Genomic DNA, 21,400 nt, shown 5'->3' with positions numbered 1-21,400 from the left:
CGCGCTCAGCGCGCGAGGTAGGGCCCGAAGAACGTGAACAGCGCGATGATGATCACGATCATCATCAAGAGCACCGTGCGCAGGCGACGCGGGTCGATGCGGGGCTTCTTCTCTTCGCGCAGCTGGAACTGCAGCTCCTGCGGGAGGTAGCTTTCGCGCTGGCCGGGCTCCATGAGCCCCGCTTCGCGCAGCAGCCGGCGCGCTTCCGGCAGGTCGCCGTTGTGGGTGACGTAGAGCACCGCGGCCTTCGCGGAATCCGGCGTCTCGCGGAAGCTGAAATTCCGCCGCCGGCCGCCCTTGTAGGAGCGGCCGTTCTGGATGCTGGTCTCGATGCCGGCCTCGTTGAGCAGGGTCGCCGCGCCTTCGACCTGTTCGACGCGCAGCGAGCGGTAGACCTCGCGCATCAGTCCTCGCCCTCGACGATGCGGATCATGCCTTCCTGGGCGGTACTGGCCACCAGGCGGCCGTCGCGCGAATAGATGCTGCCGCGGCCGAGGCCACGCGCGCCTTGGGCGGTCGGGCTATCGAGCGCGTACAGCAGCCAGTCGTCGGCGCGGAACGGGCGGTGGAACCACATCGCGTGGTCGATCGATGCCATCTGCACGCGCGGGTCGTAGTAGCTGATGCCGTGCGGCAGGGTGGCGGTGCCGAGCAGGTGGAAATCCGACGCGTAGGCCAGTAGCGCGCGGTGCAGCAGGGGCGTGTCGTCGACCCGGTCGATCAGCCGGAACCAGACCTGCTGGTAGGGCGGGCGCTTGGCCGGCTTCAGTTCATCGCGCGGATAGACGGGGCGAACCTCGAACGGCACCTGCCGCGACAGCCAGCGCTGCATCATCGGCGGGAGCTTGGCGAGCAACTCCGGTGCGGGCATGACCATCGGCTCGAGGTCTTCCGGATCGGGGACCTCGGGCTTGTTGATCTGGTGCTCGGCGCCGGGTTCCTCGATGTGGAACGAACTGGCGAACACGCAGATCGGCTGGCCATGCTGGATGGCGGTGACGCGCCGCGTGCTGAAACTGCGGCCGTCCCGCGTCCGATCCACCGAATAGACGATCGGGGCCTCGATGTCGCCGGGCCGCAGGAAGTAGGCGTGCAGGGAGTTCACGTGCCGGGCCGCGTCGACGGTGGCTTGGGCCGCCGCGAGGGCCTGCCCCATCACCTGGCCGCCGAACACGAACTTCGTGCCGATGTCGCGGCTCTGGCCGCGGTAGAGGTTGTCCTCGAGGCGCTCCAGCTTCAGCAGCTGGACGAGGTCGGCGACGACGGGATGGGTCATGGCGGCACGGGCGTTGGATCGCGGCCGCGAAGTATAGCGTTCGCCCTGTTCAGGGCTTCAGGCGCTCCAGTCCACAGGCTTCGAGCACCTGTGTCCAGGGAAACAGCGGCCCGGGATCACGCTTGCGCCACACCGTGAGCGACGGGTCGTCGCTGGCTTCCACCCGCGCGGTGTCGAGGTCTTCGTGGCCGGCGATGAAGCGGAGGGACGGAAAGCGTTCGCGCAGGTCGGCGAGCAGCGAGAGCAGCGCAGTCAACTGTGCGTCCGTGTACGGCTCGTCCAACGCCTGGTGGCGGCTGTCGTACCAGTGCGGGTAGCGGCCGGTGTTGACGATCTCGACGCCGATCGAGCGCGGGTTCCATCCCCGCACGTGGTTGGCGATGCGCTCGGGTTCGACGTAGCAGACGAGCGTGCCGTCGCGGTCGATGTAGTAGTGGCCGCAAGCACCGGTACCGGTGTCCGGGTAGAGCACGCGCTCGCCGAATTCACGCGCGCTGGCGAGCGTGGGCGTTTCGGTGCAGTGCATGACCACGAGGTCGATGCTGGCGGGGTCGCGTCGCGGCAGGCGCTCGGTGTAGGGCAGCGGCTGGTAGGGCGCGGAGTCAGGGTCGGCCATGGGCCGGATGCTAGCATCGCGACCCTTGGCGCCCTGGCGCCGCGCTTCACGAGTGAACCCCGCATGGCCCGAGGCCACGTCATCCTGTCGCATGGCCTCGAAAGCGGCCCCGAGGCCACCAAGGTCTCGGCCTTGGCGCAGGTCGCCGAACACCTCGGCTGGAGCCATGAGCGTCCGGACTACCGCGATCTCGATGCCGGCCGTCGCCCCGAGGACATCGCGGCGCGCCTCGCGCGGCTGCAGGCGCTCGCTCGCGCCCACACCGGGCCGCTGGTGCTGGCCGGTTCGAGCATGGGCGCCTTCATCAGCGGCGAAGTGGCGGGGCATCTGGCGGGCGGCGGCGGCACCTCGTCCACTGGCCCGACGCTGTTGGGCCTGTTCCTGATGGCGCCGCCGATCGCGATGCCGGGCTGGTGGCCGACCCCGCTGCAAGCGCCGGCGTCCCTTCCGACGATGGTGGTGCACGGCTGGGACGACGAACTGATCCCGGCCGCCGCCGTCATCGACTGGTGCGCCGCCCGCAAGGCCGAGCTCCGACTGGTGGATGATTCGCATCGCCTCGCCGCGCACGTCGATTACAGCGCGAGCGCTTTCGCCGACCTCCTGAAGCGGGTGGACGCCTGATGCAGTACTTCGTGCCCTGTGGCCGCGGCCTCGAATACCTGCTGGCTGACGAGCTCCTCGCGTTGGGTGCCGACAAAGCCACCGCCGCGCAGTCTGGCGTGAACGTCGAAGGCGAGGCGGAGAGCCTGTTGCGCTGCGCGCTGTGGTCGCGCTTCGGCAGCCGTGCGCTGTGGCCGCTGCTCGAATTCGACTGCGCCAGCGAGGACGACCTGTATGCCGCGGTGCACGCGATCGACTGGCGCGAGCACCTCGAGCCGGAAGGCACGCTGGCCGTGCACGCCACGGTCTCTGGCCCCGGCTTCAACCACTCGCGCTACGCCGCGCAGCGGGTGAAGGACGCGATCGTCGACCGGCTGCGCTTCGACACCGGCACGCGGCCGTCGGTGGACGTCGACAACCCCGACCTGCGCCTCGATCTCGTGGTGCGCAAAGGCAAGGCGATCCTTTCCGTGGACCTCGCCGGCCCGCTGCACCGCCGCGGCTGGCGGCAAGGGCAGGGCGATGCGCCGCTGAAGGAGAACCTCGCCTGCGCCGTGCTGGCACGCGCCGGATGGACGCGCGAAGCGCTGGCCGCCGCGGACGCCGTCGGCACGCCGCTGGCCCTGCTCGATCCGATGTGCGGCAGCGGCACCGTGCTGGTGGAAGGTGCCCTCATCGCGGCCGACACCGCGCCCGGCCTGTTGCGCCACGGCGAGGAGCCGCCGACCCGTTGGCGCGGCTTCGACCATGCGTTGTGGCAGCGGCTGGTCGAGGAGGCCAAGGGGCGTGACCATCGCGCCGACCTGCCGGCGCGCTTCTTCGGGGTCGACCTCGACATGCGCATCGTCCAGCAGGCGCGCCGCAACGCCGAAGCGGCGGGCGTGTTCGACGCCATCGACTTCCGGACCGGCGATATCGCCGATCTGCAGCGCCCCTGCGAAGGCCCCGGCGTGGTCGCCTGCAACCCGCCCTACGACGAGCGCCTGGCCGCCGACGAAGCGCTTTATGCGGCGATCGGTTCGGCCCTGCAGCGGGCGGTGCCCGAGTGGCGCGGCGCGATCCTTTGCGGCAATGAATCGCTGGCGCATGCCACGCGGCTCAGGGCTCGCAAGCGCTACGCGATCAGCAATGGCGCGCTGGAGTGCACGCTGCTGGCCTGCGATTCGTTTGCGCCGCCGCCGCCGCGCGTGGAGGGCGAGGCGCGCGCGCTGAGCGAGGGCGCGCAGATGATCGCCAACCGGCTGAAGAAGACCTTGAAGCATTCGGCGCGCTGGCGTGAGCGCGAGGGCGTCACCTGTTTCCGCGCATACGATGCCGATCTGCCCGAGTACGCGGCCGCCGTCGATGTCTATGCCGAGGACGATGATGAGGGCGAAGCGCGCACCTTCCTGCACGTGCAGGAGTACGCGCCGCCGGCCAGCGTGGCCGAGCACGATGCGCGCCGCCGCTTCGGCGAATTGCTCGCGGCACTGCGCGAGGTCTTCGGCGTGCCGAAGGAGCGCATCGCCACCAAGACGCGCGCGCGCGGCAAGGGGGGCAGCAAGTACGGACGGATGGACGAGCGGCAGGAGGCCTTCATCGTCCGCGAGGGCGCCGTGCGGCTCGAGGTGAACCTGTTCGACTACCTCGACACCGGCCTCTTCCTCGACCATCGCCCGCTGCGCACGCGCATTTTCGAAGAGTCGAAGGACGCGCGCTTCCTCAACCTGTTCTGCTACACCGGCGCGGCCACCGTGCACGCCGCCGTGGGCGGCGCGGCCAGCACCACGTCGGTCGACCTGAGCTCCACCTACCTCGAGTGGGCCGCGCGCAACATGGCCATCAATGGCCAGGTCGGACCGCAGCACCGCTACGTCAAGGCCGACGTGATGAGCTGGCTGCGCGCCGAGAAGGGCGAATACGACCTGATCTTCTGCGACCCGCCGACCTTCTCGAACAGCAAGGACAAGGACGACTTCGACGTGCAGAAGCACCACGTCGACCTGCTGGGTGCGGCGATGCGCCGATTGGCGCCCGGCGGTGTGCTGCTGTTCTCGAACAACTTCCGCCGCTTCAAGCCCGACCTCGAGACCATCGGGAAATTCGCCGAGATCGAGGAGATCACGCCGGACACCATTGGGCCGGATTTCGAACGCAACCCGCGCATCCACCGCGCGTGGCTGTTGCACCGCGGGCGGCCGCGCGACTGAGGTGCGGGCCGCGATGCAGGTGCCTTGGGGGGGGCAAGAACCCAGCCAAGGGGAGGCGTAACGCCAGTGAAGGCCCCGCCGTGGCATGCTGGCGCACCTGCTTCCTGATCCGGCCATCCATGCGCGATTCGACCGTCGACGACCGCTTGGCCCGCTGGGCCTTCTTCCGGCAATGGTTGAAGAACCCGCTGGGCGTTGCGGCGGTTTCGCCGTCGAGCCCACAACTGGCGCGCCAGATGATCGCGGCGCTGCCGCCGAAGTCCAGCCGGCTGATCGAGCTCGGTGGTGGCACCGGGGCGATCACGGAGCAGCTGCTCCGCCATGGCATCGCGCCGGCGGACCTGATGGTGTTGGAGCTTAACGAAGCGATGCACCAGACGCTTCGCCAGCGCTTCCCGGACATCCACCTGCACCTCGCCAATGCCGCCGACGTCCAGCGCATCGCGCGGGAGAGCGGTTTCCTCGGTGCCGGCCCCGCCGATGCGGTGGTCTCCGGCCTGGGCCTGCTGTCGATGCCGCGGCCGCTGCAGCGCGATATCGTCTCTGAAGCCTTCGCCTGTTTGCGCCCGGATGGACGCTTCGTGCAGTTCACCTACGGGCCGGCCAGCCCGGTGGCCCGCGAGGTGCTCGACGACCTGAAGCTCACCTCGCGCCGCGCCAGCTTCACCTGGTGGAACGTGCCGCCGGCGACGGTGTACGTCTACGAGCGGCAGCGTTCGACGGCCGTGCAGGCCCAGCCGATGGGGCGCCGCGCCGGTTGAGCCCGACGCGGCGCAGGGCGATCAGCGCAGCCACATCCGTGCGCGGCGCGGCGGCAGGTTGAAGGTGTAGGTGCCATTGGTGATGCGAACGACATTCGTGCTGTCGAGGGCATCGCGGTAGTCGGTGTTCCACCAGAGCACGCTGTTGTTCATGTTCACCGGCACGGCCACCGAGTTCCCGCACTTGTTGATGGCGACGATGCCGCGGTCGCCGCGGCGGAAGATCAGATGGCAGTCACCGGAGGCCAGTACCTGCTGGTCGGTGCCCTGCGCGGTGTTGTGGAAGCGCACCATCGCCTTCAGGTCACTACGGTTCCACGCGTTGACCCAGCGGTTGTCGCCACTCTCGTTGTTGTCCGAGTACAGCATCGGCACGCCGCCGTTGCGGCCGAAGATGTACGCGTAGGCCAGCGTCTCGTCGGTCGGGTCCATGATCAGGTAGCGGAAGCCGGCGTTGTTCGGGATGTCGTGCGTGATGGTGAAGGTGATCGCGCGCGAGGGTTGCAGTGCCTGTCCCACCGCCAGCGGATCCACCAGCTGGCTCATGCGGCCACCGAAGCCGAAGGCACTGCGCATCTGGTTGTGCAGCGGGAAGTCGTAGGCCGCGTGGTCGGTGTCGCGCAGGTAGGGCGCGAGGAAACGGTCGTACTCGCCGTTGCCGGCACCGCCGCCGGTGATGACCTCGCCGAACACGTGCATGCCCGACTTGATCGTGGGCGTCAGCACGGCATTCATGAAGCTCGCCGGCATGTGCTTGGCGGCATCAATGCGAAAGCCCTTCACGCCCATGGTCTTCAGGGCCTGGAGGTACTGCTGCTGTTGCGCGACGACCCAACTGTTGCCCACGAGGTCCGGCAGGCCGGCGTCGCCGCCGCCGCCGCAGAGGCGGTAGTTCTGCACTTCCCAGACGTTGTTGTAGTCGACGATGCAGCGCGCCGGGCCGAAGTCGTTGCCGGAGAGCACGTTGAAGCGCAGGTCGCCGAACAGTCGGATGCCGTTGTAGTAGGCGGTGTTGCTCGCGTACGTCGAGAGCACCGCGCTGCCCGGATAGTTCAGGTCGCTGCGCTTGAAGGCCTCGTTCGCCATGTGGTTCATGACGATGTCGGCGTACACGCGGATGCCGCGCTGCTGCAGGGCCGTGACCATGTTGCGGAAGGCGGTGGTGTCGCCCAGCGGGCTGTGGATCAGCCGGAAATCCTGCGGCTGGTAGCGCGCCCACCAGGCGCTGCCTTCGCTCTTGTAGGCCGGCGAGACCAGAACGATCCGGTAGCCGGCATCGCGGATCTGGTCGGCGCGCGCCTGCACGTCGGCATAGCGCCAGTTGAAGGCGTGGAGGATGGCGTCGGCCTGGGCCGCGGGTGCGGCGATCGCCGCCAAAACGAGGAAGGCGAGGGTACGGAACGAAGCACGGAGCGCCCTGAACGGGCGGAAAGCACGGGAGATCATCGTTGTGGCTCCAAACGTGGGAGGGAGCGCTTCGAGCACGGGCCGGGTCGGCCATCCTTGCGACTGCGGTGCGTCCTGGGTGGAACGTCTGCACGACGCCCGGCCCTGAGTTCCAGGCGCGTCGGTGAGCAGGACCGGGGGGCTTGCTCGGTTTAGAGCCTAGGCTCTAACGACGTTGGTCGTCGGCTGAATACGTATGCAGCTCGTCGCATGCGGTGGCCCGCAGCAATCGCGGCATCACGCCGTGTTGCGCGCGTTGCGATGCATCAGCCAGCCGGCGAGGCTCACGCCGATGCACACCGCCACGATGATGAGCGTGGCCAGCGCATTGATCTCGGGCGTCACGCCGAAGCGCACCTTCGAGAGGATCAGCACGGGCAGGGTGCTTGAGCCCGGGCCCGACGTGAAGCTGGCGATGACCACGTCATCCAGCGACAGCGTGAAGGCGAGCAGCCAACCGGCCAGCAGGGCCGGCCAGATCAGCGGCAGCGTCACGAGGAAGAAAACCTTCCACGGCCGCGCGCCGAGGTCCATCGCCGCTTCCTCGAGGCTGTGGTCGGTCTGCGCAAGCCGCGAGCGCACCACCACGGTGACGTAGCAGACGCAGAGCGTCACGTGCGCGATGGTGATGGTGTCGATACCGCGGCCTTCCGGCCAGCCGATGAGCTGCTGCAGCGTGATGAAGAGGAACAGCGCGCTGATGCCGAGCATCACGTCGGGCATCACCAGCGGCGCGGAGCTCAGCAGCGAGAGCATGCCGCGGCCCTTGAAACGCCCGAAGCGCGAGAGCGCGAGGGCGGCCATCGTGCCGATCACCACCGCCAGCGTGGACGCCATCGCGGCGATCAGCAGCGACAGCAGGGCGGCGTCGATGACCGCCTGGTTCTCCAGCAGCCGGCCGTACCACTGCAGCGAGAAGCCCTTCCACAGGCTCACCGAGCGGGTCTCGTTGAAGGAGAACGCCACGACGCTGGCGATCGGCAGGTACAGGAAGGCGTAGCCGAAGGCCATCAGGGTGTAGAGGACGAAAGGTCTCCGCAGGTTCATGTGCGCTGCGCTTCCTTCTCGGCGCGGCGTTCCTGCGAGGCTTCGAAGAGCAGCATCGGCACGACGATCAACACCAGCATCGCCACGGCCACCGCCGCGGCCAGCGGGTAATTGCGGGCATTGAAGAAGTCCTCCCAGATGCGCGAGCCGATGCTCAGGGCTTCCGGCCCACCGAGCAGGGCGGGGATGACGTACTCGCCGACCGCCGGGATGAACACCAGCAGCGAGCCGGCGATGATCCCCGGCAAGGAGAGCGGCAGCGTCACCGAGAGGAAGGCGCGCCACGGCTTCGCACCGAGGTCGGCCGCCGCCTGCAGCAGGGTGAAGTCGAGCCGCATCAGGTTCGCCACCAGCGGCAGCACCATGAAGGGGAGGTAGTTGTAGGTGATGCCGACATACACCGCGAACGGCGTATCGATCAGTCGGATCGGCGCGTCCGTCGCGCCGATCGCCATCAGCAGCTGGTTCACCATCCCGTTGTCGCGCAGCAGGCCGGTGAGCGCATAGGTGCGCAGCAGCGAACTCGTCCAGAACGGCAGCACCACCAGCACCAGCAGGAACATGCGCCAAGCCGGCGTGGCGCGGGCGATGCCATAGGCGATGGGGTAGCCGAGCAGCAGGCAGCCCAGCGTGGAGATCGAGGCGAACTGCAGGGAGTTCAGATAGCTCTCGACGTACAGCGGGTCGGTGAGCAGGGTCGCGTAGCCCTTGAAGCTCAGGTTGATCTGGACGAGGCCCTGCTCGCCGATCGCCACGAGGTCGGAGTAGGGCGGCACGCCGCCGGTGCGCTGGGCGACGCTGATCTTCAGCACCACCAGCAGCGGGGCGAGGAAGAAGGCCAGCAGCCACAGCATCGGGATGGCGATCACCACGTAGCGCCCGCGGCTGCCGCGCAGTTCGCGGCCGAGTGCGCCGATCTGCCGGAACAGGCCGACGACCACCTGGAACCAGAGGTCCCACCAGGCGCCGCCGTCGTGAGGGGCTGGGCGCTGCATCAGGCGGTCAGCACGATCGCGTCGCGGGCGTGCCACACGAGGTACAGCACGTCGCCCCAGTTGTAGTGCGGGTCGGCGCTGCGCGCGGCGTGGGTTTCCTGCACGCGCAGCACGAAGCCGTCGTCGGTCTGCAGGTGGTAGATCGAGACATCGCCGAGGTAGGCGATCTCGACGACGCGGCCGCGCACGACGTTCTCCACGCCGTGGGGCTCGGCTTCGGCGACGTCGATCTTCTCAGGGCGGATGGCCACGTTCACGTCGGTGCCCATCGGGATGGGCTCCACGTAGCGCGCCCAGACATCGAGCTCGACGTCGTGGCAATGCACCAGCACCCGCTCATCCTGCTGGTCGACGACGGTGCCGCGCAGCATGTTCACCGCGCCGATGAACTCGGCGACGAACTTCGAGTTCGGGTACTCGTAGAGGTTCGAGGGCGTGGAGACCTGCACGATGCGCCCGGCATCCATCACCGCCACGCGCGTCGACATCGTCATCGCTTCCTCCTGGTCGTGGGTGACCATGACGAAGGTGGTGCCGGTGCGCTCCTGGATGTTCACGAGTTCGAACTGCGTGTGTTCGCGCAGCTTTTTGTCCAACGCGCCGAGCGGCTCGTCGAGCAGCAGCAGCTTCGGCGCCTTGGCCAGCGCCCGGGCCAGGGCCACGCGCTGCCGCTGGCCGCCGCTGAGTTGGTCCGGCTTCCGGCGGCCCAGTTGGCCCATCTTCACGAGATCGAGCATGGCGGCCACGCGGTCGCCGATCTCGCTGGCCGGGCGCTTGTCCTGCTTGAGGCCGAAGGCGATGTTCTGCTCGACCGTCATGTGCGGGAACAGCGCGTAGCTCTGGAACATCATGTTCACCGGCCGCTCGTAGGGCGGCACGTGCGTCATGTCGGTGCCGTCGATCAGCACGCGGCCTTTGTCCGGCACCTCGAAGCCGCCGAGGATGCGAAGCAGCGTCGATTTGCCGCAGCCCGAGCCGCCCAGCAGGGCGAAGAACTCGCCGCGGAAGATATCGAGCGAGACATCGTCCACGGCGTAGGTCTTGCCGAAGGTCTTGGTGACACCCTCGATGCGGAGGATCGGCTCCGCGTTCGGGTCCTGCCAGGGATCGACCTGGGCCTGCCGGCGCGCGGGCGTGCTCATTGGCTCAGCCGCCGCTCTTGATGGTCGTCCAGGCGCGCTGCCGCGCGTCGTTCTCCTCGAGCGGCAGTTTGCGCGTGTCGACGAGCTTGCCGATCACGTCTTCCGGCGGGTACACGGCCGGATCGTTGCGGAGGTCCTCGCTCACCAGCGCCTTGGCCGGTGCGTTCGCCGAGGCATAGCCGACGAACTCCGTGACCGGCGCGATGACGTCGGGCTTGAGCATGAAGTCGATGAACGCGTGCGCTTCGGCCTTGTTCGGCGCATCGGCCGGGATGGCCATGACGTCGAACCAGCGGATCGCGCCCTCCTTGGGAATGACGTAGGCGATCTCGACGCCGGTGCCGGCCTCCTCGGCACGGGCCCGGGCTTGCAGCACGTCGCCGTTGTAGCCCAGCGCCACGCAGATCTCGCCGTTGGCGAGGTCGTCGATGTAGCGGCTGGAATTGAAGTAGCGGATGTTCTGGCGGATCGGTGCGTAGGTCTGTTGCACGAGCTCGATCTCGCCGTTGCCCATCCCGTTCGGGTCGCGGCCCTTGAAGAACAGGGCGGCCGAAAAGGCTTCCTGCTGGTCGTCGAGGATGGCGATGCCGCAGCTCGCGAGCTTGCCGCTGATGGCCGGGTCGAAGATCGCCGACCAGCTGTCCAACATGAAGTCCGGCCCCATCACTTCGGCGACCTTCTGCTTGTTGTAGCCGATCGCCGTGGTGCCCCACATGTAGGGGACGATGTGGTTGCCCTCCGGGTCGGCGGCGGCGAGGCCGGCAGCCAGCGCCGGATCGACGTTGGCGAGGTTCGGCAGCGCGGCTTTGTCGAGCGCGGCGTAGAGGTTGTTGGCGATGTGCTGCTGCGCGAACGGCGCCGACGGGAAGATCACGTCGTAGCCGCTCTGCCCGGCGACGAGCTTCGCGTCGAGCGTCTCGTTGTCGGCATAGACGTCGTAGACCACTTCGATGCCCGTCTCCTGCGTGAAGCGCTCGAGGGTCTCCGGCGTGATGTAGTCCGACCAGTTGTAAACGTTCACTTGGCGCTTGCCGTTGCCGTCCGGCTTGGCGGCGTCGTCGGCAGGCGCGTCAGCTTGCCCCCCGCAGGCAGCGAGAAGCAGGGCGGCGGCGAGGGCGGTCAGGGTCGGACGCATGTGGAACTCCTTGAAAAGCGAAGGCCGCATGGTCGATGCGGCCTCTAGAGGTGTCAACGCGGACGGGCGAGGCGGCTCGCGCCGCCTTCACCCCGGCTCCGGGCTCAGAGCGCGTCCCAGCCGGGGCGCGGCTTGAAGCGGTCGCCGTGCTTGGCGGCCAGGGCCTCCAGGGTGGCCTTCAGCTTGGCCGGGCCGGCAGCCCGCGCGTGGGCGATGGGGCCACCGCGGAAGGGGGCGAAGCCGGTGCCGAAGATCACGCCGGCATCCAGAAGGTCGGCGTCGGCGACGGTGCCGTCGGCGAGGCAGCTCACCGCTTCGTTGACGAGCGGCAGGATCAGGCGGTCTTCGAGGTCTTCCGGTGCCTTGTAGTCGGCGGGAACCTGCGGCTTGACGGCCTTGCTGTTCTCCCACTTGTACAGGCCCTGGCCGTCCTTCTTGCCGCGCTTGCCTTCCTCGACGGTCAGGCCCTCGGGCAGGGGCTGGCCGTGGAAGGCCGCCATGATCTTGCCGACGCTCGCGGCCACGTCGAGGCCGACGGTGTCGACCAGTTCGATGGGGCCCATCGGCATGCCGAACTTCAGCGCAGCCTTGTCGATCACCGCGCCCGGCACGCCTTCCTTGAACAGCAGGATGGCTTCCTGCATGTAGGGCGCGAGGATGCGGTTGACGAGGAAGCCCGGCGTGCCCGCCACCGGCACCGGCAGCTTGTCGATGGCCTTGCAGAAGGCAGCGAGGCGGCGCGTGGTCTCGGCATCGAGGCCGTCGTGCTGGACGATTTCGACCAGCGGCATCATCGCCACCGGGTTGAAGAAGTGCAGGCCGGCGAAGCGGGCGGCGTCGGTGCGGCCCTCGCGCAGGATCTCCAGCGCGATCGAGCTCGTATTGGTCGCCAGAATCGCGCCGGGCTTCAGCGTTTCCTCGGCCTTCTTGAACAGCGCATGCTTGGCCTCGGCGTTCTCGTAGATGGCCTCGATGACGAGATCCGCCTTGGCCACGCCGGCGCCGTCGACATCGGCCTGCAGGCGGGCGCGGGTCTCGGCGCGCTTGGCCTCGTCCTTGATCTTCTTCGCGTAGAACTCGTCGGCGCGCTTCAGGGCCGGCTCGATGAACTTCATCTCGCGGTCCTGCAGGGTCACGTTGAAGCCGCGGAAGGCGGCCCAGGCCGCAATGTCGCCGCCCATCACGCCCGCACCCACCACGTGCACGTGCTGGATGCCGTGGTCCTTGCCGCCGAGGCCCTTCAGGCGCTCCATCAGCAGGAACACGCGCACGAGATTCATCGCCGTCGGACCGGTGGCGAGCTTCGAAACGGCCTTGGCCTCGGCCATCAGCGCCTTGCCGACGTTGCCGACGCCGTTGCGGCGCCAGGCCTCGATCATCGCGAACGGCGCGGGGTAGTGCTCCTTGCGGGCCTTCCGCGACACCTGCTTCACCATCATGTTGGCGAGCACCTGGCGCGCCAACCAGGTGTTGGTGGCCCAGGCCGTGAGGCGCTGCTTCAGCGGGCGCTGGATGCCCTTCTTCGCCAGCTCGATGGCGGCGTCTTCCAGCAGCGCGCCTTCCACCACCTTGTCGACGAGGCCGATGGCCCGCGCCTGCGAGGCACGCAGGCCGCGGCCGGTCAGCATCAGGTCGAAGGCGGCGGGTGCGCCGAGCAGCTTCAGCGCGCGCACGCTGCCGCCCCAACCCGGGTAGATGCCCAGCTTCACTTCCGGCAGGCCGATGCGGGTGTTGTCGGCGTTGCTGGCCACGCGGTAGCGGCAGGCCAGCGAGAGTTCGGTGCCGCCACCCATGCAGTGGCCGTGGATGGCCGCCACCGTGGGGAAGGGCAGCTTGCTGATGCGGTCGAACAGCAGCTGGCCGGAGCGGATCCAGTCGAAGGTCTCGCCGCGCGCGTGGATCGCCTCGAAGCCCTTGATGTCGGCGCCGGGGATGAAGCCGGCCTTCTTGCCGGAGATGAACACCACGCCCTTCGGTTTTTCGATGGCGAGGCGCTCGACCAGGGAGGCGAGCTCGTCGAGCACGCCGCGGGAGAGCGCGTTGACGTTCTGGTCGGCGCGGTCGAGGGTGAGCACGACGATGCCGTCCGCACGCACCTGGGTGCGCCAATGCTGCAGGCGAAGACCTTCGAACATGGGGAGTCCGTACGGAAGAGTAGGGTGATGGGCCGGTATCATCCGGGCTGCACTTTCCCCCGGTCAAATCGGCCGGGAACTTTTCTTCGAAAGTCCGGTCTAGGCCTGCGTTCCATCCGCGGCCGATCCCGGCGCCAAGCAGCCAGGAGCGGGCCCGGGATGGGCGACGACCCCAACGACCTCCAACTCGTGCAACGCGTCCAAGCCGGTGACCGCTCTGCCTTCGACCTGCTCGTCCGCAAGTACCAGTACCGCATCGCGGCCCTGGTGCGGCGTTACATCCGCGACGAGGCCGAGGCTGAGGACGTGGTGCAGGAGGCCTTCATCCGCGCTTGGCGCGCCCTGCCGCAGTTCCGCGGCGACGCCCAGTTCTACACCTGGCTCTACCGGATCGCCGTGAACACCGCCAAGAACCACCTCGTCAGCCTTGGCCGCCGCCCGGCCACCGACGACATCGACGATGAGGAGCTCACGACCGTCCGCGAGGCCGAGCGCCTGCATGACGTGGCGACGCCGGAGCACGAGGCCCTGCGCAACGAGATGGAGGCGCTGGTGCTGGCCGCCGTCGACGGCCTCGCCCCCGAGCTGCGCGAGGCACTGACCCTCCGTGAGGTCGAGGGATTGAGCTACGAGGAGATCGCCGAGCGGATGCAGTGCCCCATCGGCACCGTGCGCTCGCGCATCTTCCGCGCCCGCGACGCCATCGACGCCCGATTGAAGCCGCTGTTGAACCCATGAGTACGCCGATGTCCCCGAACGCTCCTGCCGGCCCCGATGACTTCCGCGAACAGCTGAGCGCCTGGCACGACGGCGCCTTGGCCGACGAGGCCTCGCGATTCGTGCTGAAGCGCTTGCTCAGCGACGACGCGCTGCGTGCCGAAGTCGGTCGCTGGCAGGTGATCGGCGATGCGCTGCGGCGCCAGCCTCACCAGCGTCCCGCGGGGGATCTGCCGGCTCGCGTGGCCGCGGCGATCGCGGCGGACGAGGCGCGAGGGGCTGCCCACGCGCCCGCGATCCCGGGCGTCTTCCCCGTGCGTTCGGGTTCGCTGCGCTGGCTGGCGACGGCCGCGGCGCTGGGCCTGGTGGCTGTCCTGATGTGGCCGTCCGACCCGGTGCCGGTGGCTGGCGACGCCGGAACCCTCCTGGCCGAGGCGCCCGTTCCCTCGGCCGCGACGGTGCTTCCGGCACGGCCAAGCCCCCCGTTGCCGATGCCGCCGCGGCGCGCGGAAGCGAGCCCCTCGGCCTCGCTCGTGGCCGCCGTTCCGCCGCTGGTGCGTGCCCCGCAGCCGACCGCCGAACAGCTCGCGCCGCTGCCTGCCGTCGATGCGCCGAGCCGTCCCTGGCCGCGTAGCGCGTCAGAGCAGGACGTCTACACCGTGGACTACAGCGTGCCGGCCGCCGCGCCGCCACGGCAGTGACCCCGACTCCACTGGCCGCCGGGGAGGCGATCCGCCGTCGCGCCGTCGTCGTCTCTGCCGAGGACGGGCGGCTCGCGCTGCGCTGGACGGAATCCCAATGCCGCGGCTGCGTCGGGTGCGGCGGCCGATGCGGCCTCTTCGCCGCCGACGATGCCGGCGTGGTCCGCCTCGAGCACGACGCTCAGGCGCTGCAGCCAGGCGCCGCCGTTGATGTAGAGGTTTCCGCGCCCCGACTTCGCCATGCCGCCATGCGGGCCTACGGCTTGGCGCTCGTCGCTCTGATCGCCGGTGCTGTCCTCGGCCATGCCCTCGGTGCCCGGTGGGGCGCTGCGAATGCCGGCGCACTCGTCGGGCTGCTGCTGGGAACTTTCCTTGCGGGCGTGTTGACCAAGCGCCTCGATGCCTCGCCGCCGCTGCATGTGCGGCCTTGCCCCGAATGCCCTTCCGAACTCGAGTCCGACCCCAAGGAGCTCCTACGATGATGACCCCGGTCCGTCTGCTTCCCCTCGTCCCCGTGCTGGCCGCCGCGCTGCTGGCGCCGGCCGCAGTCGACGCGCAGACCGCCACGCCCGCGTCCCCGGCTGCAGCGTCCGCACCGCTCGTCCAGCTGCCCGACTTCACCCGCTTGGTCGAGCAGGTCTCCCCGGCCGTCGTCAACATCGAAGCTACGAGCACGCCGGGCGCGGGCGCCAAGGCGCAGGGAATGCCCGAAGGCGAGGAGATCCCCGAGATTTTCCGCCGCTTCATCGGTCCCGGTATGCCCCAGCCACAGCAGCGCGGCGGCGTCTCGCAGGGCACCGGCTTCGTCACCAGCGCCGACGGCTACATCATCACCAACCACCACGTCATCGACGGCGCCGACAAGGTGATCGTCCGCTTCAACGATCGGCGCGAGCTCGAGGCGAAGATCGTCGGCTCCGACGCGCTGTCCGACATCGCGGTGCTGAAGGTCGAAGCCACCGGCCTGCCGGCCGTGCGCATCGGCGACGCGCGCAGCCTCAAGCCGGGGCAATGGGTCGTGGCGATCGGCTCGCCCTTCGGCTTCGACTACTCGGTGACGGCCGGCATCGTCTCCGGCGTGAACCGCCGCAGCCTCGACCCGGGCCAGCAGTACGTGCCCTTCATCCAGACCGACGTCGCCATCAACCGCGGCAACTCCGGTGGCCCGCTGCTCAACGTGCGGGGTGAGGTGGTCGGCGTGAACTCGCAGATCTTCAGCAACACCGGCGGCTTCATCGGCGTGAGCTTCGCGATCCCGGTGGACGTGGCCATGAACACCGCGCGACAGTTGCGCGAGAGCGGCACCGTGCGCCGCGGCGTGCTCGGCGTGCAGATCGGCCAGCTCACCCGCGAACGGGCGCAGGAGCTGGGCCTGCCGCGCCCGGTGGGGGCCTTCGTGAACAGCGTCAACAACGGCAGCGCGGCCGACAAGGCCGGCATCCGTCCGGGCGACGTCATCACCGCCTTCAACGGCCGCGAGATCCTCACTGCCTCCGATCTGCCGCCCCAGGTGGGCCTGCTGCCTCCCGGCAGCCGCGCCACGGTGACGGTGCTGCGGGATGGCGGTCGACGTGACCTGGTCGTGTCGCTCGACGCCCTCGATGGCGCCACCGCGGGCGCGCCGGCGACCCCGGTCGCCCCGGCCGCCGCCCCGGCCAACGCGCTGGGCCTGGCGACGGAGGCGGTGGATGCCGCCACCCGCCAGCGCTTGGGCCTGCAGGCCGGCGAGGGCGTGCGGATCAGCCGCGTCGGGTCGGCCCTGGCCCGCCAGGCCGGCCTGAATCCCGGCGACGTGGTCCTGGCCGTCAACGGCCGAGACGTGGGCACGGCGGCGGCCTTCGAGGCCGAGCTGGGCAAGGTGAAGGCGGGCAGCATGCTGCGCCTGCTGGTGCGCAACGCCAGCAGCACCGGCTTCGTCGAGCTGCCCATGCCGTGAAGGCCGCTCGGGGCAGGCCCGTATGCGACAATCGCAGGCTTGCCCGAACGGGCACCGTCTTCCCGGCACCGACCCCATGCAGCACATCCGTAACTTCTCGATCATCGCCCACGTCGACCACGGCAAGTCGACGCTCGCCGACCGCATCATCCAGCTCTGCGGCGGCCTCGAGGATCGCGAGATGGAGGCGCAGGTGCTCGACTCGAACCCCATCGAGCGCGAGCGCGGCATCACCATCAAGGCCCAGTCCGTCTCGCTGCCGTACACGGCGAAGAACGGCCAGACCTACCAGCTGAACTTCATTGACACCCCCGGCCACGTCGACTTCAGCTACGAAGTGTCGCGCTCGCTGGCGGCCTGCGAGGGCGCGCTGCTCGTCGTCGACGCCGCGCAGGGCGTCGAGGCCCAGTCGGTGGCGAACTGCTACACCGCGGTCGAGCAGGGCCTCGAAGTGGTGCCTGTGCTCAACAAGATCGACCTGCCGACGGCCGATACCGAGCGGGCGAAGCGCGAGATCGAAGCGGTGATCGGCATCGACGCCGAGGACGCGGTGGCCATCTCGGCCAAGACCGGCCTCAACGTGCGCGACGTGCTCGAGGCGATCGTGGCCCGCATCCCGCCGCCGAAGGTCGGTGACACCGACAAGCTGCAGGCCCTGATCATCGACTCCTGGTTCGACAACTACCTCGGCGTGGTCTCACTGGTGCGCGTCATGCAGGGCGAGATCCGCAAGGGCGACAAGATCCAGGTGATGTCGACGGGCCGCGTGCACGAGATCGACAGCGTCGGCGTGTTCACGCCGAAGCGGAAGATCAAGGACGCGCTGCTGCCGGGCGAGGTGGGCTTCCTCACCGCGTCGATCAAGGACGTGCACGGCGCGCCGGTCGGCGACACGCTCACCTCGGCGCGCGATCCGGCGGCCTCGCCGCTCCCGGGCTTCCAGAAAATGCAGCCGCGCGTGTTCGCCGGCCTGTTCCCGACGGCCGCCGACGATTACCCGGCGCTGCGCGAGGCCCTCGAGAAGCTGCGCCTCAACGACGCCGCCCTGCAGTTCGAGCCGGAGAGCTCGGAGGCCATGGGCTTCGGTTTCCGCTGCGGCTTCCTCGGCATGCTGCACATGGAGATCGTGCAGGAGCGCCTCGAGCGCGAGTACGACCTCGACCTCGTCACCACCGCCCCCACCGTCGTCTACGAGCTGGTGCAGACGGATGGCGAGGTGATGAAGCTGGACAACCCGGCACGCCTGCCGGCGGTGAACAAGATCCAGGAAATCCGCGAGCCGATCATCCGCGCCAACATCCTCACGCCCGAGGAGTACATCGGCAACATCATCAAGCTCTGCGAGGAGAAGCGCGGCAGCCAGATCGGCATCACCTACCTCGGCAGCCAGGTGCAGATCGCCTACGAGCTTCCGATGGCCGAGGTGGTTCTCGACTTCTTCGACCGCCTGAAGTCGGTGTCGCGCGGCTATGCCTCGCTCGACTACCACTTCCTGCGTTTCGAGGCCGGCCCGTTCGTGCGCGTCGACGTGCTCATCAACGGCGACAAGGTCGATGCCATGTCGATGATCCTGCACCGCGCCCACGCCGATCGCCGCGGCCGTGACCTCTGCGAGCGCATGCGCGAGCTGATCCCGCGGCAGATGTTCGACGTCGCCATCCAGGCCGCCGTCGGTTCGCAGATCATCGCCCGCTCGACGGTCAAGGCGATGCGCAAGAACGTGCTGGCGAAGTGCTACGGCGGCGACGCCACGCGCAAGAAGAAGCTCCTCGAGAAACAGAAAGAGGGCAAGAAGCGCATGAAGCAGTTCGGCAAGGTGGAAATCCCGCAGGAGGCCTTCCTCGCGGTGCTGTCGGTCGACAACAACTCCAAATAAGGACGCCGCGTGAAGCTCGATTTCGCCCTGATCCTCACCGCCCTCACGCTGCTCTGCGGCGCCTTCTGGGCGGTGGACAAGCTGGTGCTGGCCAAGCGCCGCGGCCCCGACGGCAAGCCGAACGAGACGGTCGATTTCTTCGCTTCGCTGTTCCCGGTGCTGGCGATTGTCCTCTGCCTGCGGAGCTTCGTGTACGAGCCCTTCCGCATCCCGTCCTCGTCGATGATGCCGACGCTGCTGATCGGCGACTTCATCCTCGTCAACAAGTTCGCCTACGGCGTGCGGCTGCCGGTGACCAACACCGTGCTGTTCGATACCGGCGCACCCGAGCGCGGCGACGTGGTGGTGTTCCGCTATCCTGGGCGCAACCCGCCCGTGGCCACCGATCCGCCGGTCGGCACCGACTACATCAAGCGCGTGATCGGCCTGCCCGGCGACGTCATCGGCGTGCGCCAGAACCGCCTGACGGTGAACGGCAGGCCGATCGCCTACGGCGAAGAAGCGATCTACGTCGGCGCCGGTGCCCCCGCGGCCATCGAGATGACCGGCGCCACCCGCGTCAGCGAGGCCCTCGCCCCGGGCAAGGAGCACGCCATCCTGGACAAATGGTCGCGCCAGATGGCCTTCGGTGACGGCGAGTACGTGGTGCCGGAAGGGCACTACTTCGTGCTCGGCGATAACCGCGTGGCCTCCGACGACGGGCGCTTCTGGGGCTTTGTCCCCGAGGCCAACCTGGCCGGCCGCGCCGACGTGATCTGGCTCAACTGCGCCAACTGGGCTTGCATGGACAGCTTCGATTGGCGTCGAATGGGCGAAGTCATCCGCTAAACCCCCGGGGTCGCCCATGCACCAGCGTCAGCGCGGCATCAGTTTCATCGGCTTCATCGTCGTCCTCGCCGTGGTCGGCTTCTTCCTGTTCCTCGGCATGAAGATCGGCCCGACGTACATCGAGTACTACTCGATCCGCAACGCGGTCAACAAGGTCGCTGCCGAGGCGCAGGGGGGCGACATCAATGAGATCCGCAGGGCGATGGACCGGCAAATGACGATCGACTACGCCGACTCGTACAAGGCGGAGTTCGTGCGCGTTATCCGCGACGGCAACCAGCTCAACCTCGTTCTGAATTACGAGATCCGCAAGCCGCTGATCTACAACCTCGACTTCGTCGCCAAGTTCCAGCACTCGGCGCCGATCAGCCAGCCTTGACGGCCCTCGCGTGAGTGCCGGTTTCGGGCATCGCTTCGCCGACCCCGGCCGGCTGGACACGGCGCTGCGCCACCGCAGCGCCGGGGCGCCGCATAACGAGCGGCTGGAATTCCTCGGCGACGCTGTATTGGCCCTGCTGATCGCGGAAGCCCTGCACGAGCGCTGGCCGCAGGCCGACGAAGGCGCCCTGACCCGGGCTCGTTCGGCCTTGGTGCGGGAATCCAACCTCGCCGGCATCGCGCGCAGCCTTGGCCTTGGCGACCGGCTGCAGCTCGGCCCCGGTGAGATGAAGTCCGGCGGTAAGCACCGCGATTCGATCCTCGCCGACGCCCTCGAGGCGGTGGTCGGGGCGATCTACCTCGATGGCGGGCTCGAGGCCTGCCGGATGGTCGCCCTGCCGTGGTTCGAGGCCGGGCTGGCGGCTATGCCGACCGGCAAGGTCGACAAGGACCCGAAGACCCGGCTGCAGGAATGGCTGCAGGCCCGCCAGTGGGCGCGGCCTGAGTACGAGCTGGTGGAGGCCCGCGGGCCCGACCATTCGCGGCATTTCCGCGTGCGTGCCCGGGCCGGCGAGCCCCTGCTCGAGGTGGACGGCGAGGGCACGTCGCTCCGCAATGCCGAACAGGCCTCCGCTGAAGCCCTGCTGGCCGCGCTGGAGCGCGAGCATCCGAAGGGCCGCGGCGCCGCTACACTGCCGGCATGAGCGACACCCTCGATACCGACACCCCGCACCGCGCCGGCACCATCGCCGTGCTCGGCCGCCCCAACGTGGGCAAGTCCACCCTCGTGAACGCACTGGTCGGCGCCAAGGTGAGCATCGTCTCGCCGAAGCCGCAGACCACGCGCCATCGCCTGCTTGGCATCGCCACGTTCCAGGACGGCCAGATCGCGCTGGTGGACACGCCCGGCCTGCACCGCGACCAGAGCGGGCGAGCGATGAACCGCTACATGAACCGCGCCGCCCGCGGCGCCGTCGAGGACGTCGACGGCGCGGCCCTGGTCGTCGAAGCCGGGCGTTGGACCGACGAGGACACCCTCGCCTACAAGGTGCTGCGCGACGCCGGCGTGCCGGTCGTGCTGGTCATCAACAAGGTCGACAAACTGGTCGAGAAGGGGGCGCTGCTGCCCTTCATCGCCGAAGTCACCAAGGACCGCGAGTTCGCCGCGGTGCACCCGATCGCCGCGCGCAAGCAGGACGGCCTGCGCCCGCTGGTGAAGAGCCTGATCTCGGTGCTGCCGGAATCGCCGCCGCTGTTCGCCGAGGACGAGATCACCGACCGTAGCGAACGCTTCCTCGCCGCCGAGCTGGTGCGCGAGCAGTTGATGCGCAAGCTCGGGCAGGAAGTGCCCTACTCGACGACCGTCGAGATCGAGAAGTTCGAGGAAGAAGGCGACAAGCTGCGCATCGCCGCCATCATCTGGGTCGAGCGCGACGGCCAGAAGGCCATCGTGATCGGACAGGGCGGCGAGATGTTGAAGACCATCGGCAGCGCTGCGCGCATCTCGATGGAAAAGCTCTTCGGGCGCCGCGTCTTCCTGCAGACCTGGGTGCGCGTGCGCGAGGGCTGGTCGGACGACGAATCCGCGCTGCGCCAGTTCGGCTACGGCGAGTAACGCC

At 68.8% G+C, this 21,400-nt stretch carries 21 protein-coding genes; 11 read left to right on the top strand and 10 right to left on the bottom strand.

The annotated features are described in order from the left end of the window. Window positions 1–5: 5 nt before the first annotated feature. The 3 genes from O9255_RS00335 to O9255_RS00325 are packed head-to-tail and all read right to left on the bottom strand — an operon-like array spanning window position 6 to window position 1,892. Window positions 6–404: a hypothetical protein gene (locus O9255_RS00335; RefSeq protein ID WP_297864841.1), complete on the bottom strand. Its 399-nt coding sequence runs from the start codon at window positions 402–404 to the stop codon at window positions 6–8. After that, entirely contained in the window at window positions 404–1,276 is an 873-nt protein-coding gene (gene tesB / locus O9255_RS00330; protein ID WP_297864840.1) for an acyl-CoA thioesterase II, read from the bottom strand. The genes O9255_RS00335 and tesB overlap by 1 nt, the downstream gene beginning before the upstream one ends. A gap of 49 nt (window positions 1,277–1,325) precedes the next feature. Continuing rightward, the gene (locus O9255_RS00325; RefSeq protein ID WP_297864839.1) at window positions 1,326–1,892 is read right to left on the bottom strand and encodes an N-acetylmuramoyl-L-alanine amidase; all 567 of its coding nucleotides are present in this window, start codon (window positions 1,890–1,892) and stop codon (window positions 1,326–1,328) included. 63 nt (window positions 1,893–1,955) lie between these two features. Here O9255_RS00325 and O9255_RS00320 point away from each other — a divergent pair, with 63 nt between their 5' ends. From O9255_RS00320 to O9255_RS00310, 3 genes are all read left to right on the top strand, one after another. Continuing rightward, a complete protein-coding gene (locus O9255_RS00320) occupies window positions 1,956–2,516 on the top strand; it encodes a hypothetical protein (RefSeq protein WP_297864838.1) in 561 nt (186 codons plus the stop codon). Then, on the top strand, window positions 2,516–4,684 hold the full coding sequence (rlmKL, locus tag O9255_RS00315) for a bifunctional 23S rRNA (guanine(2069)-N(7))-methyltransferase RlmK/23S rRNA (guanine(2445)-N(2))-methyltransferase RlmL (RefSeq protein ID WP_297864837.1): 2,169 nt from the start codon (window positions 2,516–2,518) through the stop codon (window positions 4,682–4,684). Before O9255_RS00320 ends, rlmKL begins: the two co-directional genes overlap by 1 nt. Before the next feature lie 119 nt (window positions 4,685–4,803). Then, window positions 4,804–5,445 carry a methyltransferase domain-containing protein gene (locus O9255_RS00310; protein ID WP_297864836.1) on the top strand — a complete coding sequence of 214 codons (642 nt, stop codon included), beginning with the start codon at window positions 4,804–4,806 and terminating at the stop codon, window positions 5,443–5,445. A 21-nt stretch (window positions 5,446–5,466) separates the two neighbouring features. Here the strand turns inward: O9255_RS00310 and O9255_RS00305 are convergent, their stop codons facing one another. From O9255_RS00305 to O9255_RS00280, 6 genes are all read right to left on the bottom strand, one after another. Next, the gene (locus O9255_RS00305; RefSeq protein ID WP_297864835.1) at window positions 5,467–6,891 is read right to left on the bottom strand and encodes an alpha-amylase family protein; all 1,425 of its coding nucleotides are present in this window, start codon (window positions 6,889–6,891) and stop codon (window positions 5,467–5,469) included. Window positions 6,892–7,128: 237 nt separating this feature from the next. Then, entirely contained in the window at window positions 7,129–7,938 is an 810-nt protein-coding gene (locus O9255_RS00300) for an ABC transporter permease subunit (protein WP_297864834.1), read from the bottom strand. Next, on the bottom strand, window positions 7,935–8,792 hold the full coding sequence (locus O9255_RS00295) for an ABC transporter permease subunit (protein ID WP_297864994.1): 858 nt from the start codon (window positions 8,790–8,792) through the stop codon (window positions 7,935–7,937). The genes O9255_RS00300 and O9255_RS00295 overlap by 4 nt, the downstream gene beginning before the upstream one ends. A gap of 140 nt (window positions 8,793–8,932) precedes the next feature. Continuing rightward, window positions 8,933–10,075, bottom strand: coding sequence for a polyamine ABC transporter ATP-binding protein (gene potA, locus O9255_RS00290; RefSeq protein WP_297864833.1), 1,143 nt, complete (start codon window positions 10,073–10,075; stop codon window positions 8,933–8,935). 4 nt (window positions 10,076–10,079) lie between these two features. Next, window positions 10,080–11,210 carry a polyamine ABC transporter substrate-binding protein gene (locus O9255_RS00285; protein WP_297864832.1) on the bottom strand — a complete coding sequence of 377 codons (1,131 nt, stop codon included), beginning with the start codon at window positions 11,208–11,210 and terminating at the stop codon, window positions 10,080–10,082. Between the two features lie 104 nt (window positions 11,211–11,314). Beyond that, window positions 11,315–13,345 (bottom strand): 3-hydroxyacyl-CoA dehydrogenase NAD-binding domain-containing protein, encoded by a 2,031-nt coding sequence (locus O9255_RS00280; RefSeq protein WP_297864831.1) that lies wholly within the window; start codon window positions 13,343–13,345, stop codon window positions 11,315–11,317. A 159-nt stretch (window positions 13,346–13,504) separates the two neighbouring features. Between O9255_RS00280 and rpoE the strand changes: the two genes are divergently transcribed. Together rpoE and O9255_RS00270 are read left to right on the top strand one after the other, a co-directional pair. Next, the gene (gene rpoE, locus O9255_RS00275; RefSeq protein ID WP_297864830.1) at window positions 13,505–14,083 is read left to right on the top strand and encodes an RNA polymerase sigma factor RpoE; all 579 of its coding nucleotides are present in this window, start codon (window positions 13,505–13,507) and stop codon (window positions 14,081–14,083) included. An 8-nt stretch (window positions 14,084–14,091) separates the two neighbouring features. After that, entirely contained in the window at window positions 14,092–14,763 is a 672-nt protein-coding gene (locus tag O9255_RS00270) for a sigma-E factor negative regulatory protein (RefSeq protein ID WP_297864829.1), read from the top strand. Here the strand turns inward: O9255_RS00270 and O9255_RS00265 are convergent. Beyond that, window positions 14,727–15,182, bottom strand: coding sequence for a hypothetical protein (locus O9255_RS00265; RefSeq protein ID WP_297864828.1), 456 nt, complete (start codon window positions 15,180–15,182; stop codon window positions 14,727–14,729). The two genes, O9255_RS00270 and O9255_RS00265, sit on opposite strands and share 37 nt — an antisense overlap. A gap of 59 nt (window positions 15,183–15,241) precedes the next feature. On the opposite strand from O9255_RS00265, the gene O9255_RS00260 reads away from it, so the two are divergent. The 6 genes from O9255_RS00260 to era all read left to right on the top strand — a co-directional run bounded on the left by O9255_RS00260 (window position 15,242) and on the right by era (window position 21,396). Then, window positions 15,242–16,699 carry a Do family serine endopeptidase gene (locus O9255_RS00260; RefSeq protein ID WP_297864827.1) on the top strand — a complete coding sequence of 486 codons (1,458 nt, stop codon included), beginning with the start codon at window positions 15,242–15,244 and terminating at the stop codon, window positions 16,697–16,699. 76 nt (window positions 16,700–16,775) lie between these two features. After that, complete coding sequence (gene lepA, locus O9255_RS00255) at window positions 16,776–18,575, top strand: translation elongation factor 4 (protein WP_297864826.1); 1,800 nt, start codon at window positions 16,776–16,778, stop codon at window positions 18,573–18,575. Window positions 18,576–18,584: 9 nt separating this feature from the next. Beyond that, window positions 18,585–19,403, top strand: coding sequence for a signal peptidase I (gene lepB, locus O9255_RS00250; RefSeq protein ID WP_297864825.1), 819 nt, complete (start codon window positions 18,585–18,587; stop codon window positions 19,401–19,403). A gap of 16 nt (window positions 19,404–19,419) precedes the next feature. Next, the gene (locus O9255_RS00245) at window positions 19,420–19,782 is read left to right on the top strand and encodes a DUF4845 domain-containing protein (protein ID WP_297864824.1); all 363 of its coding nucleotides are present in this window, start codon (window positions 19,420–19,422) and stop codon (window positions 19,780–19,782) included. A gap of 10 nt (window positions 19,783–19,792) precedes the next feature. Next, window positions 19,793–20,485: a ribonuclease III gene (gene rnc, locus O9255_RS00240; RefSeq protein ID WP_297864823.1), complete on the top strand. Its 693-nt coding sequence runs from the start codon at window positions 19,793–19,795 to the stop codon at window positions 20,483–20,485. Then, window positions 20,482–21,396, top strand: coding sequence for a GTPase Era (era, locus tag O9255_RS00235; protein ID WP_297864822.1), 915 nt, complete (start codon window positions 20,482–20,484; stop codon window positions 21,394–21,396). The genes rnc and era overlap by 4 nt, the downstream gene beginning before the upstream one ends. The last annotated feature ends 4 nt before the right edge of the window (window positions 21,397–21,400 follow it).

This window comes from Silanimonas sp. (genome assembly GCF_027530345.1).
Taxonomy (GTDB): Bacteria; Pseudomonadota; Gammaproteobacteria; order Xanthomonadales; family Xanthomonadaceae; genus Silanimonas.
This window is presented reverse-complemented; position numbering and strand designations above follow the sequence as displayed.